At 37.5% G+C, this 16,008-nt stretch carries 13 protein-coding genes and 2 pseudogenes; 2 read left to right on the forward strand and 13 right to left on the reverse strand.

Annotated features, from left to right (window positions below):
* Positions 1-66: 66 nt before the first annotated feature.
* From NQ541_RS07855 to NQ541_RS07875, 5 genes and pseudogenes are all read right to left on the reverse strand, one after another.
* Positions 67-1,272: pseudogene (locus NQ541_RS07855) on the reverse strand (lysozyme family protein); the annotation flags it as partial.
* On the reverse strand, positions 1,206-1,616 hold the full coding sequence (locus NQ541_RS07860; protein WP_005610825.1) for a hypothetical protein: 411 nt from the start codon (positions 1,614-1,616) through the stop codon (positions 1,206-1,208). The gene NQ541_RS07860 and the pseudogene NQ541_RS07855, both read right to left, overlap by 67 nt.
* Positions 1,607-1,945, reverse strand: a complete 339-nt coding sequence (locus NQ541_RS07865) for a plasmid mobilization protein (protein WP_005610824.1) — start codon at positions 1,943-1,945, stop codon at positions 1,607-1,609. Before NQ541_RS07865 ends, NQ541_RS07860 begins: the two co-directional genes overlap by 10 nt.
* Entirely contained in the window at positions 1,942-2,928 is a 987-nt protein-coding gene (locus tag NQ541_RS07870; RefSeq protein WP_005610823.1) for a DUF5688 family protein, read from the reverse strand. Before NQ541_RS07870 ends, NQ541_RS07865 begins: the two co-directional genes overlap by 4 nt.
* Positions 2,929-3,050: 122 nt before the next feature.
* Positions 3,051-3,164, reverse strand: a complete 114-nt coding sequence (locus NQ541_RS07875; protein ID WP_081442947.1) for a DUF3789 domain-containing protein — start codon at positions 3,162-3,164, stop codon at positions 3,051-3,053.
* Between the two features lie 357 nt (positions 3,165-3,521).
* Between NQ541_RS07875 and NQ541_RS07880 the strand changes: the two genes are divergently transcribed.
* The gene (locus tag NQ541_RS07880; protein ID WP_023921410.1) at positions 3,522-4,814 is read left to right on the forward strand and encodes an IS110 family RNA-guided transposase; all 1,293 of its coding nucleotides are present in this window, start codon (positions 3,522-3,524) and stop codon (positions 4,812-4,814) included.
* A gap of 322 nt (positions 4,815-5,136) precedes the next feature.
* On the opposite strand, the gene NQ541_RS07885 is transcribed toward NQ541_RS07880, so the two are convergent.
* The 6 genes from NQ541_RS07885 to NQ541_RS07910 all read right to left on the reverse strand — a co-directional run bounded on the left by NQ541_RS07885 (position 5,137) and on the right by NQ541_RS07910 (position 10,630).
* Entirely contained in the window at positions 5,137-5,448 is a 312-nt protein-coding gene (locus tag NQ541_RS07885; protein WP_044940629.1) for a hypothetical protein, read from the reverse strand.
* Between the two features lie 8 nt (positions 5,449-5,456).
* The gene (locus NQ541_RS07890; protein WP_187115606.1) at positions 5,457-6,449 is read right to left on the reverse strand and encodes a DUF3991 and TOPRIM domain-containing protein; all 993 of its coding nucleotides are present in this window, start codon (positions 6,447-6,449) and stop codon (positions 5,457-5,459) included.
* A 120-nt stretch (positions 6,450-6,569) separates the two neighbouring features.
* Positions 6,570-7,763, reverse strand: coding sequence for a DUF4062 domain-containing protein (locus NQ541_RS07895; RefSeq protein ID WP_005610818.1), 1,194 nt, complete (start codon positions 7,761-7,763; stop codon positions 6,570-6,572).
* Between the two features lie 82 nt (positions 7,764-7,845).
* The gene (locus tag NQ541_RS07900) at positions 7,846-8,526 is read right to left on the reverse strand and encodes a hypothetical protein (protein WP_005610817.1); all 681 of its coding nucleotides are present in this window, start codon (positions 8,524-8,526) and stop codon (positions 7,846-7,848) included.
* Positions 8,519-9,910, reverse strand: coding sequence for an AAA family ATPase (locus tag NQ541_RS07905; protein WP_005610816.1), 1,392 nt, complete (start codon positions 9,908-9,910; stop codon positions 8,519-8,521). The genes NQ541_RS07900 and NQ541_RS07905 overlap by 8 nt, the downstream gene beginning before the upstream one ends.
* Positions 9,911-10,153: 243 nt before the next feature.
* Positions 10,154-10,630 carry a JAB domain-containing protein gene (locus NQ541_RS07910; RefSeq protein ID WP_044940604.1) on the reverse strand — a complete coding sequence of 159 codons (477 nt, stop codon included), beginning with the start codon at positions 10,628-10,630 and terminating at the stop codon, positions 10,154-10,156.
* A gap of 387 nt (positions 10,631-11,017) precedes the next feature.
* On the opposite strand from NQ541_RS07910, the gene NQ541_RS07915 reads away from it, so the two are divergent.
* The gene (locus tag NQ541_RS07915; protein WP_023921410.1) at positions 11,018-12,310 is read left to right on the forward strand and encodes an IS110 family RNA-guided transposase; all 1,293 of its coding nucleotides are present in this window, start codon (positions 11,018-11,020) and stop codon (positions 12,308-12,310) included.
* A gap of 119 nt (positions 12,311-12,429) precedes the next feature.
* Here NQ541_RS07915 and NQ541_RS12955 read toward each other — a convergent pair whose 3' ends face one another.
* Entirely contained in the window at positions 12,430-12,855 is a 426-nt protein-coding gene (locus NQ541_RS12955) for a hypothetical protein (protein ID WP_005610813.1), read from the reverse strand.
* Positions 12,827-15,895, reverse strand: a pseudogene (locus NQ541_RS07925) (VaFE repeat-containing surface-anchored protein). Before NQ541_RS07925 ends, NQ541_RS12955 begins: the two are co-directional and overlap by 29 nt.
* Positions 15,896-16,008: the final 113 nt, after the last annotated feature.

Raw genomic sequence — 16,008 nt, forward strand, 5'->3', positions numbered from 1 at the left:
AGTCTATTTTTAGGAATTGTATACAACGGATTCAATATTAGACTATCATATTCTTTCTCCTGCCTTTTAATATGCCGGAACACCGTATCCATAGATGTTACTGCTTCCAATACTATAACTCCGTCTTGCCACCTTATCTCCACTGTTTCCTTCAATGGTATTCACTGTTCCACCGCTGACACTCTCCACAATTCCAACGTGGTCAATCGTTCCATTGTTTCCCCAATCAAAGAAAATAATATCTCCTGCCGCCGGGGTATAACTTCCGTCACGGAACCTACCTTTGCTTTCAAACCACTTCACACCGTCCGAACAAAGAGAAAATTTCGGAATGACTCCACTCTGAATATAACCGCTCTGGTCTGCACACCAGGACACAAAGCAGGCACACCACTCTACCCTGCCTCCAAATCCATACCATCTCCAATAAGTCGTTCCGCCTTTTCCTTCCTGCGATGCTGCCACCTGAACGATTGCCTGATTGCCGATACCTGTCGGGATTCTTCCAAATGCATAATACTGAAGCACATGTGGTACATACTGCTTGTCCCCATAACTGCTCCACCCCATTCTCTGTGCCATCATATCAGAAAATTCTGCTGCATTGGCAAGGGTATATCCACCTCTAGCTTTCGCCCATTCCAGATATCCATTTCCATAATTGTAGCTTTGCAATGCCAGTTTAATATTTTCCATATCCAGAGGATTTTTTACTCCTGCACGTTCCAGACAGCTTTTTATTTCCTGCACTCCGCAAGAAATCGAATACTCCGGATCTGTGATTCCATTCGGCTGTTTGGGATATTTTGTATTAAAACTGCCCTCTGAACACTGCATCGGGTCAAGTCCTCTCCCACCGGATTCCTGCATCATAATCGCTTTAATCAATTCCACATATTCACCAATTCCATATTGGTTTGCATACTGCCGAATTAGTGGCTCATATGCTTCTACTTCTGCACTGACAGAAGAAACCGTACTGGAATTATCCCCGCCTGTCATGCAAAGAAATCCACCAAATAAAATGACGATAATCAATATCACCACTGCAATCCAACCGCCTGCGGTCAATCCACTTAACAATGCTTTTATAGCTTCCATCAACGCTTTTATTGCATGTGTTACTGCCTTTGCTGTCGTTTTCACTGCAATCTTTGTATTCTGTGCTGTCTGTCTTGCTGCCTGCACTGCTTTTTCTGCTTTTTTCATGGAATAATGCATTGCCCGGACAGAAACATTTGCTGTCTGCTCCGATGTTTTGATACTGGTCCTTCTTTCATTTCCTGTATTTCTTCTTCCGGTCTGTCTGCCCGGATCTTGACCGCAATCATTTCTTCTCTGGCGGTTGTCGGTGCACAATTCACTCCAGATACATACTGTTCCATCAGTTCTTCCGCTTCTCCGACAAGTTCCATTTCCATAGATTCAGATTGCCTCCGTCTGATCTTTTCTGCATTCACCGCATAGGTAATTACATCATTAAGTCCTTGTGTGGATCGTGATTGATCCTCGGCTATCTGCCCTTCGTTGTTCTCTTTCGTCTTATCCGGATTCTCCGCATAATTGATGACTTTTCCAATCCACCCCTTGATGCTCCAGATTGATGTCACTGCCATGATTCATTTTTCTCTGGAAGTATCACTGCTTCTGTAATCTTACGGACTGCTTCATTGAACTTCCGCACTTCCTTATCGTAACGCTGCACATCTACCACATTTAACACATGTGCTTTCTGTGCGATCTGATTTAAGTTATTTCCAATCTTATGCAGCTTCCGCATCATAGAATAATAATCTGGCGGTGGTGCGTCTCTTGGAACGACACCAGAAATCAACTGTCTCAGGTAAGCTTCCCGGTTCAGTCCGCTTCTCTTTACTTTCTTATCCAATGCCTCTGCTTCTTTTTTGTTCAATCGGAAAAGGATTGCTACATTACGTTTTCTCAACGCCCCATCTCCTTTACTTGCTGTATAGAATCTGGTTCCTGGCGAATCTGGTGTTTTTCTTTATCGTAACTGTAAACTCTGTCTGAGAGAACCTCCTGCCGTTCCACTTCATTTTTATTTACTTCCCGTACCATTTCACCAAGCATTTTCGGTTCCATCTCTCCATTATCCGGAACAATCAGAACTTCATGCACAGATGACGGTAACACATAAAATCCTTCTGGAAAAAGCTGTTCCAATTTATTTAAAACTTCTGGCTGCGTGATCATAGATGCTCCATATTGCTTTTCTACATTCGTAAGTGCATACAGCATATCATGTGAACGAAGTCCAAAATCAACATTTTCATCTAACAGGTTTGTTGCATGTCCTTCTTCATTAAAAATACTCAACAACATTTCGTCCATTGACTGAAGAATCGGTGTATTTACAGGCTGTGTATTTGCTCTTGCCTGCCGGAACATTTCCTTTGCATCCACATTCCACATCTTAAGATGTTCATTTTTCACCTTCATAGTCGCTTTTCCATCGTTAGACTCTACCAGGAAGTCCACATAACAGATAGCCGACAGATCTTCCATATTTTCATGAGGCATTTCCTGTAACATTCGTTTGTTTGCCTGGGTGTTCACAAGCATCACTGCCAGATGCTCCTTCACTGAATCATAATCCATTGGGTTGATACCACTGTGCAAAAACGGAACATTGCCTGCTTCTTCCATGCATCTTGCAATTTCATTCATCACTTTCTCAACGGGTTCACCCAAACGTATTTCATTGAAGAACGGTTCTACATAGACAACTGGGCACACATTTTCTTCCTGTAATCTTACCTGTACACCTACCATCTGGACTCCATTATTTTTATTCATCTGCATTACCTGAAATTCTGCATTCTCATATTTAGCTGGAAGAAAATTCCGGATGTCCTTTGCTACACCTTCCGCAAATACCTTTTCTGCTATCATCTCTTTTGCAATCATTTCTTCTGTTCTCCCTTCTTCTTGTTCATTTTCTTTAAATATTCCTGATACCGTCTTTCTGCTTTCTTCTTATCTTTCACCGATACTTCAACCTGCATCTTGTGTCTCCTTTCTTTTCGCTACTAAATCTTGTTAATCTGCAACAGGCACATCATCACAACTCCTATGATGCCACCTACTAATACTCCACAAATAAACTTCAACATTATTACTTTCTCCTGGTATGATGTAGTCATAGACCAATAAGGTCATCCACATCATATTCTCTAATCTATATCCTGGTTGGTAAGAGGATTCTCCTCCATAATCACTCCAACCATAGATACGTGTATAAGTTACATACATTTTTGTATGATTATTCACTCCTAGACTATGTCTGTTACATAAGGTATTATTTTCCATTGGATAGGGAAAAGGACGATTTTCTCCTAGGGAGCTGGCTTATGTCCAGTAATACCCGTAACTTAAGACTGTCATTCCATCAATGAAAATTTATGTTTTAGGCTGGTTGGGAGCAATTAAGCTATACCCGTATAACGCGCCAGGTAGTGTATTCATTGTTTTTTATGGAACCCTATCGGAAGGAGCATATAATGCATAACAAAAACTATATTTCCGTCGGCATTGATGTCGGTTCAGCTTTTAGCTTTATGACAATTCTTGCGCCAGACGAAACAGTGATCTTGAAACCTTTCAAGATTACTCACAATAATAAGGATTCTTTGGAACGAGCTGTTTCTGAAATTAAAAAAGCAGAAGAGCTGTATTCCTTAGAAAGTCGCACCTTTCTAGAATCCACTGGGATTTATCATTTCCCGCTCTTCTGCTATCTTGTTGATTGTGGTTTTAACGCGTCCATAATCAATCCTATTATTACACATTCTACTAAGAATGGAAATATCAGAAAAGTAAAAAATGATAAAATCGATTCTAAAGGTATTGCCAAACTAGGATTATCAAAAGATATTCCTGTTTCCCAGTTCCCAGCAAAGCTGGTTCTTGAACTGCGTAGCCTTACCCGTAAGTATTACGATTTAACTGATGAGCGTTCTGCTCATATCAATAAACTTAAAGGAGACCTGCATACCGTGTTTCCTCAGTATCTTGACGTTTTCTGTGATGTTACCGGCAAGACCTCAACAATGATTCTTCGCCAGTACGGTACTCCAGACAAGATACTTCGTGGTCATAAGAAGACCATGATTGAAAAAATATCAAAAGCTTCACGAAAAGGTCTTGCCAAAGCTTCTGAAAGATATGAGAAACTCTGTGCTGCAGCTAATGCTGCAAAGACATTTGGATGTCAAATAGACAGTATCTACTTCAATATCTTTTTAACTTTGGACCTTGTTGAAAAGCTTGATTCTGCTTTGGATTCCATACTGAATCGTATTAGGCAGCTGATTACATTCAATAAAAACGAGAAGTTTATTCAGCAGATTAAACTTTTAAATACAATCCCAGGTGTTGGCTTTCTGACTGCTGTAACAATCATGTGCGAAATAGGTGATTTCTCAGCATTCCGTAATCCAAAACAACTTTTTGCTTACTTCGGATTAGATCCTGAAGTAAATGAATCTGGAAAATTCGTTGGCACTCAGTTACATATGAGCAAACGTGGCTCCAGAATCGCGCGCCGTGCTATCTTTGCCGTAGCACTCGCCTCCATTCGTACAAAACGTAATGGAGAGGGCATCAATCCATACCTCCGTAAGTATTACGAATTAAAGTCTGGACAAAAGCCTAAGATGGTTGCAATCGGTGCTGTAATGCATAAAGTCTGCAACATCGTATTTGCTGTTCTTCGTGATGAAAAGGCATTTGAGCTTCGGTCACCAGAAGAACACTGTAAGCAGTATCAAAGACCTGCTTTAGCAGCTGCATAAAGATGCAGCTATATAAAACCATAGGAGCTTCTTGACGAAAATCCAAGTGATTTACGTTTGTTAAAGTTACTCATTTTTAGGTTTCAAAACATAAAAGAAAAATATCTATTTTTTGTCTTTTAGGTATTGACTATAACTAGCTGGTCTTTTCCATTTTCCGAGGGTTTCAGGGATTCTCCCTGACAAGCTGCCGGAGGACTGACAAACAGGAAACCTGTATGGCAATCCAAAGGCGTTGCTTGCTGGTATTGTGTATTCTTCTACTCCTGTCTCACGGTTCCGGACATCAGAAGATTTACTTGCCGAAAAGGCAAATGCTTTTCTATTCTTTCAGTTCACAAATCCCGCAAGTTTCACACAAATATTCACACTCTGTGCATCGTACATTTTCATCAGTTGCCATGCATTCTTCACTCACCGGGCAATACTTTTGACAACTTTCACACTGCTCCGTACAGTCTTCTTCTGACACTTTCTCAGCAATAATTCCAAGTAATTCATTCTGTTCTTTTTCTTCTTTCACATGTGTTTCCAGAAAAATCTTCAACAGTTCTTCACTGTCCACATCATCTTCCATCGTCAAAATCAACTCTTTCTTATGCACGACCTTCAGCTCATATCTTGCAATTTTCATATCTTTTTTCACCTTCTATCTCTCATATTTTCATGACCTGACATACTCTTTTTCGTGCTTTTTTCTCGCTTTGTAATCGCCAGATTTAACTTGATACAGAGCAGATCGTTGTAATCTTTTCCTTGTTTTGGCGGTACATCTTTTACCTGATATTGCTTCGGAAGTACTGTAAAAATTGCTTTTGTGGCAAGTCTTCCAATACGGTCATTGTCCAAATGCAATACGATTGTTTTCACCTCTGGATGCATTTTTAGTGCTCTTGCCAATGCTGCAGGGACTTTACTTTTTTCAATTTCTTTTGCTGGCTGATAGACACCTGCCAGTGACAATAAATGTTCTCTTCTCCACTCCTTCCCGTCCAATTTCTGCAATGTTGCATAAGATAACAGATCAATGGCTGACTCAAACAGATGCATCGTATCATTGGGTTTCTCTGTAAAAATGGAAAAAGAATAGTTCTTATCACTTCCATTTGCTTCTCCGATAAAACTGGTACCAGTTCCCCTAATGGCTGCATATTTCGGATTATTTTTCTCATCCATCCCTACAAACACCGCGTTGTGATGAAATGCACTTTCATAAACTCTTCCGGACTCTAAACAAAACTGAATGATTTCCTTATCAATCCCACGTCCTGAAAGATACGCAATCACTTTCTGATCATCTTGATTCTTCTTTGGCAACAGTAACTGTTTCTCCATCGGAACATTCTCAGATACAGAAAGAGACGGCTGAATATTTGCCCGTTCTGCAAGCAATTCAACCGCCTCTAAAAAACTGTATCCTCTTACTTTGATCAGATAATCCAGTGCTGATCTGCCACCGGTTCTCTGACTCCACCACATCCATTTCCCATTTGATATTTTCAAACTATCGTGTGTTCTGGTAGTGTAGGTGTTACCAGAAAAGTGAACCAATTCGTATGGTTCATAATTTTTCAGGTATGTGAGCAAGTCCATCCGCTTGACCTCTTGCACAACTGATGGTGGTATATATGGCATAATTTTCATCTCCTTTCCTGCCTTGGATTGATATTATTGGGATAATATCCGGGCATGAAAATAGCCAGGTGATTCCTTGAGTTGGAACCATCTGGCTATGTAAGGCACGTATATTCTTTTTTAATTATTTAATAATATTTTTCCTAACCGCTTAATTTCTGCATCAATCTTATTCATATCTGGACTGCGTAATTCAAGGTTAAAAGATACTACTTTTTCTCCAGAAATATCCTCTAAACCATAAGATAATTCATTAATTCGTTTATCATAATCATCTATAAAATTCTCAATATCTTCTATTATAGATTTGCTCAACTCTGATGTATATTCTATCAATTTTTCGAACATTTCTGGAACACTAATACATTTAAAATCTAATGCCCAAAGATGATCGCTTTTATATACTTCAATCAATTTTTCTGCTACATAAATTATATACTCAGCATTTCCTGGCGTTCCACGTTCACCAAGTGCTTCTTTAAGAGCCTTATTAAGTATAACACAAAGAATATCATTTTTCCGAATAAGTTCTTTACTTTTTGCCTGAACATAATCAAAAATTTCTATAGGATTTTCAAAACAAACTGTTCTTTCAAATGAAATACCGTATTTCATATCATATCGCAAATCATCCAGTTTATTCAAATTATCTTTTAATACCTCTGCAAATAATAAGTACTCCCACAAAGCCGGTTTTTCAACCACTAATTCAAATACACGCCCGGAATATTTTAACACCTTAGGCGATACCCCTTCTTTTGAAAAATGTTTTCTTAAACATAAACTATCATTAACCAAATAAGCCAATTGATTTTTCAGACATTTTATAATATCTTGGCCTGTGTTAAACTCATATACCCAATTACTATCTTTGTTTCTTAAAGTATCTACAAATTCAAATATTTTTTCCGAATCTACGATATCTGAAAAATTCATTTCTTTATTTTTCTTCCAAACAGGCAAAATATTACTTACTTTTTGATCTATAAATACAAAAATCGGGATACCTTTTGCTTTTGCCCGTAAATACTCTAAATTAGTAATTGATTTTTCTCCATGATCTGTTATGTACCCATATCGACTGCCAACGATTAGTACCATTATATCAGCTCTTTGTTCTACGACTCGAAGACAGTTATTTATAGTATCTTTATCCGAATCTATTGGAAAAGAATCGTATTCAGATAATATGGCTTCATATCCTAAATCCGCTTCAATAAATTCTCTAATATCTTGCCTAATTTGTTTTAAATCATAACATGTAGAACTTACAAATATTGATGGTTTACGTGCCTCTCCTGAAATATATTGCATTTTCACGCCCTCTTTCTATTATGACTTTTTTCTATTTTTTATTAGTAAAATTATTGATAAAATATCAATATATACGTGCTTACTAATCTGTTTTAAAAATCAAATGCATGTTTGAATGACGTTGAAGTGAATTTTTATCTTTTTCTATGTATTTCCACGTTTCTTTATATGTTCCTTCAACGGAAACTGATTTATCTGAAATAAAATCTATAAACTCCAAAACTTTTCCTTCATATTTTTCAGCAAATTCATCCGAAAGTATTTCTTTCTCATCATCTGAAAAGTCTTTAAGTTCATTGTATAAAACATGTTCTAAATTGCATGAATTAAAATATAACCTATACGGAATATTACGGATTTTTCCAGTTGTGTACAACTTAAACATAATCTCTGATTTATGTGCATTTCTTTTTTCAACCTCTTCAATGTCAAAATATTCCATATGATCCTCATAATATTGAATATTTTCAACTTCTGCTTCCTTAATGCAATTTTTAGTAAATGCACCATCTGTGTCAGCTATATGAATAATTTTTACAAAATCTCCCCAATTATATCCATACTTACTTTTGATAGTCTCTATTAAAGCACCTACTTTTGACACTACGTTTTCTTTTGTTGTACTATAATTAGATGTTATATCTCCGTGAACAACTGCAAATTGCACTTCTTCCGAAGAAAAAAACTCTTTCAATATTCCACCTATAGCATTTTCATCACTAGGCCCCTCAACAATAACTGTAACTACCTTTTTTTCATTCACTTCGCAGTCTCCTTCCTGCTTTTCTAAATGCTCTCGCAATTTTCAAGCTGTCAGTTTCTTCATATATTTTTTCTTCCTGTCCACCAAGAGTAATACTTCTAATATACATACTTCGGAGATTATTAGATCCTTTCACATTTTTCATGTGAATATATCTATTATTTGGATTGGCAGTAGAAAACATAATACTATCTTTATCCAACATCTCTAATGCACGTAGATTGTGAGATGTAAAAATCAATTGTCCTTTTGCACTCTTATTGAAAATATCTAATAATTCTCCTAACATATACTCAAAAATTCCAGCATCTAATTCATCAATAACTAAGCAGATAGAAGAATTTCCAAATGCTTGAATTAGAACATTTAAAATAGATACTATTTTAATAATACCTTCAGATTCCATACGAATCGGAATCGTTCTTTTTCCTTCTCTATTCGACATAAGCTCAACTTTCCAGCCTTCTTCACCAGAATCCATTGCTTGCTTTCCATAATCTTTTATTTCAATACTCATTCCCGGAATAATTGTATATAAAACAGTATTGATTTGATCTACAATCTCATTAAGAATATCTTTCTTTTTAATATCTAAAATAACTGGTTCCATTAATGGAACTGCAAAATCCCCTTTCATTCCTGTTTTTTCCTTTTCAATGCGAAAAGCCATTGGGAGCAAGAAATTTGCAGAAATCAAACCGGAATGAGAACTTCTAATAACAAACAAATCTTTAAGTGCAAAATCAAACAATGCATGAATAACAATGGAATAATTCTTAAATTCACTATTTTTTTTAAAGAAAATTTCTCTACTATCCTTTCCAAAAATGTAAGAGCAATTACTCTTTTCTGCTATTTTTCGTGCAACAATAAGATCCATTTTTACATTTTTATCTTTCCCAACTAATTCTTCAACTCTTTTCAATGGTTTAAAAACAACATCTGTCTGAGTTCTTTGATAATCCATAAAAACATTCTTATTCGTTCTATTGCCATCTTTATTTATTGCACAATTCAAATATTCTCTTTCAATAATAACGCCATCATCTATTTTCGAAAAAATAATATGATAACCTACCTCATACAGTACGTTATCTCCAAATATTTTAAATTCAGCATTTATCTCTGCATTTGCTGAATCTGTATCGATATAATCTATAATCCTTTGATCTAATTCCTCACCAGTAATAATACCTTGTAAAAAATAAAGTGCATCGACAATTGCTGTTTTACCAGATCCATTTTGTCCATAAATTCCCAAAATCTCAGCTCTACTACATTCAAATTTTCTTTCATTAGCAAGCGGCATTATAATAATACCATTCTTTACATTTTTAATATTTTTTAAAGTTAATGATGATAAACGAACAACAATATTTCCCATAATTGCCTCCTATAATCCATTAAAATTGCATCTATATTCTAACACAAAACATTTGATTTTTCAATTTTATTTTACATTTTGGTATTTTTTATTCCATTTTTAAAATTATAATATTATTTATATTGTGTTCATTTTTTCATTATTTATTCGCTAAAATTATTGATTTGAGCGATATTATCCAAATAATACCACTCAAATCAATTACTTTATTAGATTGATTCTTCTAAATTATATATATATGTTTTATCTTTCCATCTCTCCCATCCTTCCTGTCACGTTCAACATCTTTTCTTCTCGGAAGCTGAGCATCTTTCCATTAGTTCCACCGACAATAATATGATCCAGCAATTCTATCCCCAGTAGCTGTCCACACTTCTGCAGCTTTCTCGTAACAATCATATCCTCTTTTGACGGTTTCACATTGCCACTGGGATGATTATGAAGTCCAATGATTGCAGAAGCATTTGCCAGAATACTGCTCTTAAAAACTTCTCTGGGAATTACCAAAGATGCGTTGATCGTTCCAACACTGACCAGATTCATATTGATTACCTGTCCATTATTTTTCATATTCAGGATACAAAATACTTCTCTGTCATATTGAGATAACTCCTTCGCCATCAATTCTACAACAGCCTGTGGACTATCCAATATCTGCTCACTATAAAGAGATGGTTCTCTTACCAGACGGATATTCACAACTTCCAATTCATTCTCCATTGTTCTAATCTCCTGGTATGATGTAGTCATAGACCAATAAGGTCATCCACATCATATTCTCTAATCTATATCCTGGTTGGTAAGAGGATTCTCCTCCATAATCACTCCAACCATAGATACGTGTATAAGTTACATACATTTTTGTATGATTATTCACTCCTAGACTATGTCTGTTATATAAGGTATTATTTTCCATTGGATAGGGAAAAGGACGATTTTCTCCTAGGGAGCTGGCTTATGTCCAGTAATACCCGTAACTTAAGACTGTCATTCCATCAATGAAAATTTATGTTTTAGGCTGGTTGGGAGCAATTAAGCTATACCCGTATAACGCGCCAGGTAGTGTATTCATTGTTTTTTATGGAACCCTATCGGAAGGAGCATATAATGCATAACAAAAACTATATTTCCGTCGGCATTGATGTCGGTTCAGCTTTTAGCTTTATGACAATTCTTGCGCCAGACGAAACAGTGATCTTGAAACCTTTCAAGATTACTCACAATAATAAGGATTCTTTGGAACGAGCTGTTTCTGAAATTAAAAAAGCAGAAGAGCTGTATTCCTTAGAAAGTCGCACCTTTCTAGAATCCACTGGGATTTATCATTTCCCGCTCTTCTGCTATCTTGTTGATTGTGGTTTTAACGCGTCCATAATCAATCCTATTATTACACATTCTACTAAGAATGGAAATATCAGAAAAGTAAAAAATGATAAAATCGATTCTAAAGGTATTGCCAAACTAGGATTATCAAAAGATATTCCTGTTTCCCAGTTCCCAGCAAAGCTGGTTCTTGAACTGCGTAGCCTTACCCGTAAGTATTACGATTTAACTGATGAGCGTTCTGCTCATATCAATAAACTTAAAGGAGACCTGCATACCGTGTTTCCTCAGTATCTTGACGTTTTCTGTGATGTTACCGGCAAGACCTCAACAATGATTCTTCGCCAGTACGGTACTCCAGACAAGATACTTCGTGGTCATAAGAAGACCATGATTGAAAAAATATCAAAAGCTTCACGAAAAGGTCTTGCCAAAGCTTCTGAAAGATATGAGAAACTCTGTGCTGCAGCTAATGCTGCAAAGACATTTGGATGTCAAATAGACAGTATCTACTTCAATATCTTTTTAACTTTGGACCTTGTTGAAAAGCTTGATTCTGCTTTGGATTCCATACTGAATCGTATTAGGCAGCTGATTACATTCAATAAAAACGAGAAGTTTATTCAGCAGATTAAACTTTTAAATACAATCCCAGGTGTTGGCTTTCTGACTGCTGTAACAATCATGTGCGAAATAGGTGATTTCTCAGCATTCCGTAATCCAAAACAACTTTTTGCTTACTTCGGATTAGATCCTGAAGTAAATGAATCTGGAAAATTCGTTGGCACTCAGTTACATATGAGCAAACGTGGCTCCAGAATCGCGCGCCGTGCTATCTTTGCAGTAGCACTCGCCTCCATTCGTACAAAACGTAATGGAGAGGGCATCAATCCATACCTCCGTAAGTATTACGAATTAAAGTCTGGACAAAAGCCTAAGATGGTTGCAATCGGTGCTGTAATGCATAAAGTCTGCAACATCGTATTTGCTGTTCTTCGTGATGAAAAGGCATTTGAGCTTCGGTCACCAGAAGAACACTGTAAGCAGTATCAAAGACCTGCTTTAGCAGCTGCATAAAGATGCAGCTATATAAAACCATAGGAGCTTCTTGACGAAAATCCAAGTGATTTACGTTTGTTAAAGTTACTCATTTTTAGGTTTCAAAACATAAAAGAAAAATATCTATTTTTTGTCTTTTAGGTATTGACTATAACTAGCTGGTCTTTTGGAAATTCTACAACTAGAAGAACATTACTCTCTGAAGATTCCACATATGCTTTCAATTGTGATAATGTCATTTCCAAATATTTAGGTTGTTCCACCATAATCTGCTCCTTTCGTTTCTTCCCTTGCTTCTGTTTTCTCTGACAAATAGCTATCACTTTGTTTGCCTTAATGCTTTTCTGTAACTCGCTGATAATGCACAGGTCTGCTACATTTACTCCTGGCAAAGCAAGCATTTCATCCATCGTCATATTGACAATCTCTTTCTCCGTTCCGTATCCGGCATCAAATAAACGCTGTAATACTTTTATTGCTTTCTGATTCTTTCCCATTTCAATATCAAAGGGCAGCTTATCGCCGCCTTCTATTTTACTCCTTCTCTTCTTTCTTTTCTTCAATTCCTAATCTCTTAACCTGCTTCTTTTTATTCCAGATACGAACTCCCGTGATTCCGGCTGCCGATAATACCAGAATGGCTATCCATAAAACTGCATTCGCAGTATCGCCCATTTTTGGAGAATTACTTGTCTTTGTAATAGTACCCGGTGTCTCTGGAGTTGATGTTTCCGGTACTTCTTTGATAGTTACGGTCTGACCTTCATCGTCAATATCCTTATGCTCTGTTACCTTTTTCGGTTCTTCCGGATTTGTCATATCATACAGTTCTTCAAAGGTTACAAGCTGCTTTCCTCCAAGCGTGCTGCCGTTGAAAGTAAACTCAATCTGCACTTCCATGTTTTCCTTGTCCGCTGTAAATTCATAATCATTGGTAACCTCTTTACCATCAATGAGCAACTTGACATTTTCTGCCTTAACCATCTGCCAACCGGACAACTTATAGTTCGTACCAATTTCCAATCCCTCTAAAGTAACCGTATCCACAATCGTCAGATTTTTTCCGGCTTCCACCTCTTTCTTACCGTTCTTATCCGTTGCTGTGGTATGAATCGAAATCTTTCGCTCCGTAATCAGGACGGTCTGACCTTCATCGTCAATGTCCTTATGCTCTGCAACTTTTACAGGTTCTTCCGGATTCTTCAGATCATATAATTCTTCAAATGTAACCAGATTCTGTCCGCCAAGTTCTAATGCATCAAACGTATAAAAAATCTCTACTTTAATTTTCTCGCTGTCAGCAACAAAAGTGTAATCACTCTCCACACGCTTTCCATCAATGAGCAGTTCTGCATTTTCCTCTTTCAGCATCTGCCAGCCTTTTAACTGGTACTTTCTGCCTTCTTCCAGACTGTCCAGAGTAACTGTATCCACAATCGTTACTTTCTTTCCTGCAACAATTACTTTTTCGCCTGTTTTCTTGTCTGTTGCAGTTGTATGAATGGTAATCTCTTTTTCATACTCATCAGTCAGTGTTCCAAGGTCGATAGTTACTTTATTTCTGCTCACAACAACTTCAAATGCCGGAATCAGCTTCATGCCTTTGTTGGATTCACAAGATAACTCCTCAATCTCATAAGTGTCATAAAGTAATGCACCTTTGCTGTCGTCCGGCTCAGAAGTTCCAAACCAGATACCGTCCTCACTGGACTTTCCGGCATTTGTATTTTTCTTATAGGATGCCCAATCGGAAGCGGTTGAAAACTGACCATTTTTATCTGTCACTACGATATGGCTCTCTCCGGTTGTTTTGCTTGTAATCTTAAAAGGAACATTTGCCAGTCTCTTATGTGTGCTAGCTCCAATCTTGACTCCTTCCAGATCTCCACGTTTAATCGGGTTGTAAATAGAATGGCTTTCGTCTGTTAAATCTACAATTTTTCCATTTTCTGTAATGGAAAATTCAATCGCTTTTGCACCGTCTGTCAAATAACCTTCCGGTGCTTTTGTTTCCTCCAGTTTGTATTTACCATATGGAAGTAAATCTGTTGATGTTGTTGCAATACCATCAATCCCTGTCTGAATCATCTTAACTGTCTCATTCCTTTTGTATAGCTTTCCTTCTACCAGAATCGGATTCTCGTTCAGTGAAATAATTGCAAACACCGCATCTTTTAATATGGCACTTCCCTGTGCTTTGGTATCTTTTGTCTCTAAATCACGTTTTTGAATCTTCACACCACCTCGGATTACCTGGTCAGATACGGAATACTGGTTGCTTCCGGAAAGAACTGCAAGTTCTCCGTCCTCTGTGATCTGTGTCAGATACATTCCTTTTATCTGTTCTGTACTGTCTCCTGCCTGCATATAAGCTCCATCAAGTAAATATCCGTCTGGTGCTTTGGTTTCTTCAACAGCCAGTGTTCCAAGTGGTAATACACTTTTTTCATTCTGAGTGTAAAATGCATCTCCGGATACTTTGTAAGCATCTGACAGTTTTGTCACATAATGAATACTTCCGTCACTGCTCTTTTCTGCCACCGTTTTTGTAACCCAGGTACGTGTTGCTTTCTCTGGTAAGTTATCTTTTGTATAAAGTCCGTCATAATAATGCCAGGTAAACTCTGCTCCTGCCAGTGCTGCATTCCCCTGTGCAGTTGCTTTTCCTGTCTCCATATCAATCTTGAACAGGTCTACCAGTGTCTCTGTTACTTTCGGAACATCTGAAACATTTAATGTAACTGTTTTTCCGGCTTCAACTTTCAGACTGCGTACTGTCGTATCCAGCTTATATCCCTTCGGTGCAGAAAGCTCTTTGATATAAACAGTCCCTGCAGTCACTTCAACCTCATTTGTATCTCCATTCTCATTTGTCGTAAGTGTTCCAATCTGATTACTGCAATTCTGGTCTGAGAATATGCCAAAGGTTGCCCCTGCAATGGAATACATCGCATTTCCATTTGTGACACTCTCATTTGCGGTTGTCTTTTTTACTTTTGCATTTCCGACATTCAGTTCTGCCCAAAACTGTCCGATGTCTTGCCCTTCTCCGGTGTAAATGTAACCGCCGCATTTATATCGTCCCTTATTTGCCTTCACAAATGATTTTGCTCCGTCATACACCTCATTCTGAATATCCTGTGAAATCTCGGAATAGACTACCCGGACATTATCACACTGCCAACCCAAATGCTCACTTAAACGCTGCCACACAAGACACTGTTCTAAGAGATATGCCTGATTTGTACTCAGATTACTGTGACTGCCTACATACTGTTTCATATACTCAAGCGACAATGCCACATCTTCGATCTGTGCAGCACTCATGCTGGCACTTGCATCATGTCTGGTTTTATACCCATTCTTGAATCCATTGTTAATATCTACACAATAGGCGGTTTCGCCTTCTACTTTCATGTGTCCTTCGTTGAAAATGCTTTTAATTGTTCCGTCATTCATCAAATGTTCTACATGTCCAACTCTCTCTGCGGATTCTGTTCAATACTGTGTTTCCGCTGCTTGAACCGATGTGATCGGTACTGCAGTTAAAATCGTGGTCAGGGCAAGAATCCCTGTACACACTCGTTTCCATATCTTCTTCATTTTCTACAATTCCTTTCTTTTCAATCAAAAAAAGACGTCCGTCTGGAACGCCTGCTGTTGCTTTATGTTGTTTGCTCCCTGCTGTCATGCAGGGTATGAGAATCTCTGACTTG

The organism is [Ruminococcus] lactaris ATCC 29176, assembly GCF_025152405.1.
GTDB classification, from domain to species: domain Bacteria; phylum Bacillota; class Clostridia; order Lachnospirales; family Lachnospiraceae; genus Mediterraneibacter; species Mediterraneibacter lactaris.

Excerpts from the sequence above, each read along its gene's own strand:
- NQ541_RS07860 (WP_005610825.1), bottom strand. The coding sequence starts at position 1,616 with ATGGCAGTGACATCAATCTGGAGCATCAAGGGGTGGATTGGAAAAGTC.
- NQ541_RS07870 (WP_005610823.1), bottom strand. The coding sequence starts at position 2,928 with ATGATTGCAAAAGAGATGATAGCAGAAAAGGTATTTGCGGAAGGTGTA.
- NQ541_RS07875 (WP_081442947.1), bottom strand. The coding sequence starts at position 3,164 with ATGACTACATCATACCAGGAGAAAGTAATAATGTTGAAGTTTATTTGT.
- NQ541_RS07880 (WP_023921410.1), top strand. The coding sequence starts at position 3,522 with ATGCATAACAAAAACTATATTTCCGTCGGCATTGATGTCGGTTCAGCT.
- NQ541_RS07885 (WP_044940629.1), bottom strand. The coding sequence starts at position 5,448 with ATGAAAATTGCAAGATATGAGCTGAAGGTCGTGCATAAGAAAGAGTTG.
- NQ541_RS07890 (WP_187115606.1), bottom strand. The coding sequence starts at position 6,449 with ATGCCATATATACCACCATCAGTTGTGCAAGAGGTCAAGCGGATGGAC.
- NQ541_RS07895 (WP_005610818.1), bottom strand. The coding sequence starts at position 7,763 with ATGCAATATATTTCAGGAGAGGCACGTAAACCATCAATATTTGTAAGT.
- NQ541_RS07905 (WP_005610816.1), bottom strand. The coding sequence starts at position 9,910 with ATGGGAAATATTGTTGTTCGTTTATCATCATTAACTTTAAAAAATATT.
- NQ541_RS07910 (WP_044940604.1), bottom strand. The coding sequence starts at position 10,630 with ATGGAGAATGAATTGGAAGTTGTGAATATCCGTCTGGTAAGAGAACCA.
- NQ541_RS07915 (WP_023921410.1), top strand. The coding sequence starts at position 11,018 with ATGCATAACAAAAACTATATTTCCGTCGGCATTGATGTCGGTTCAGCT.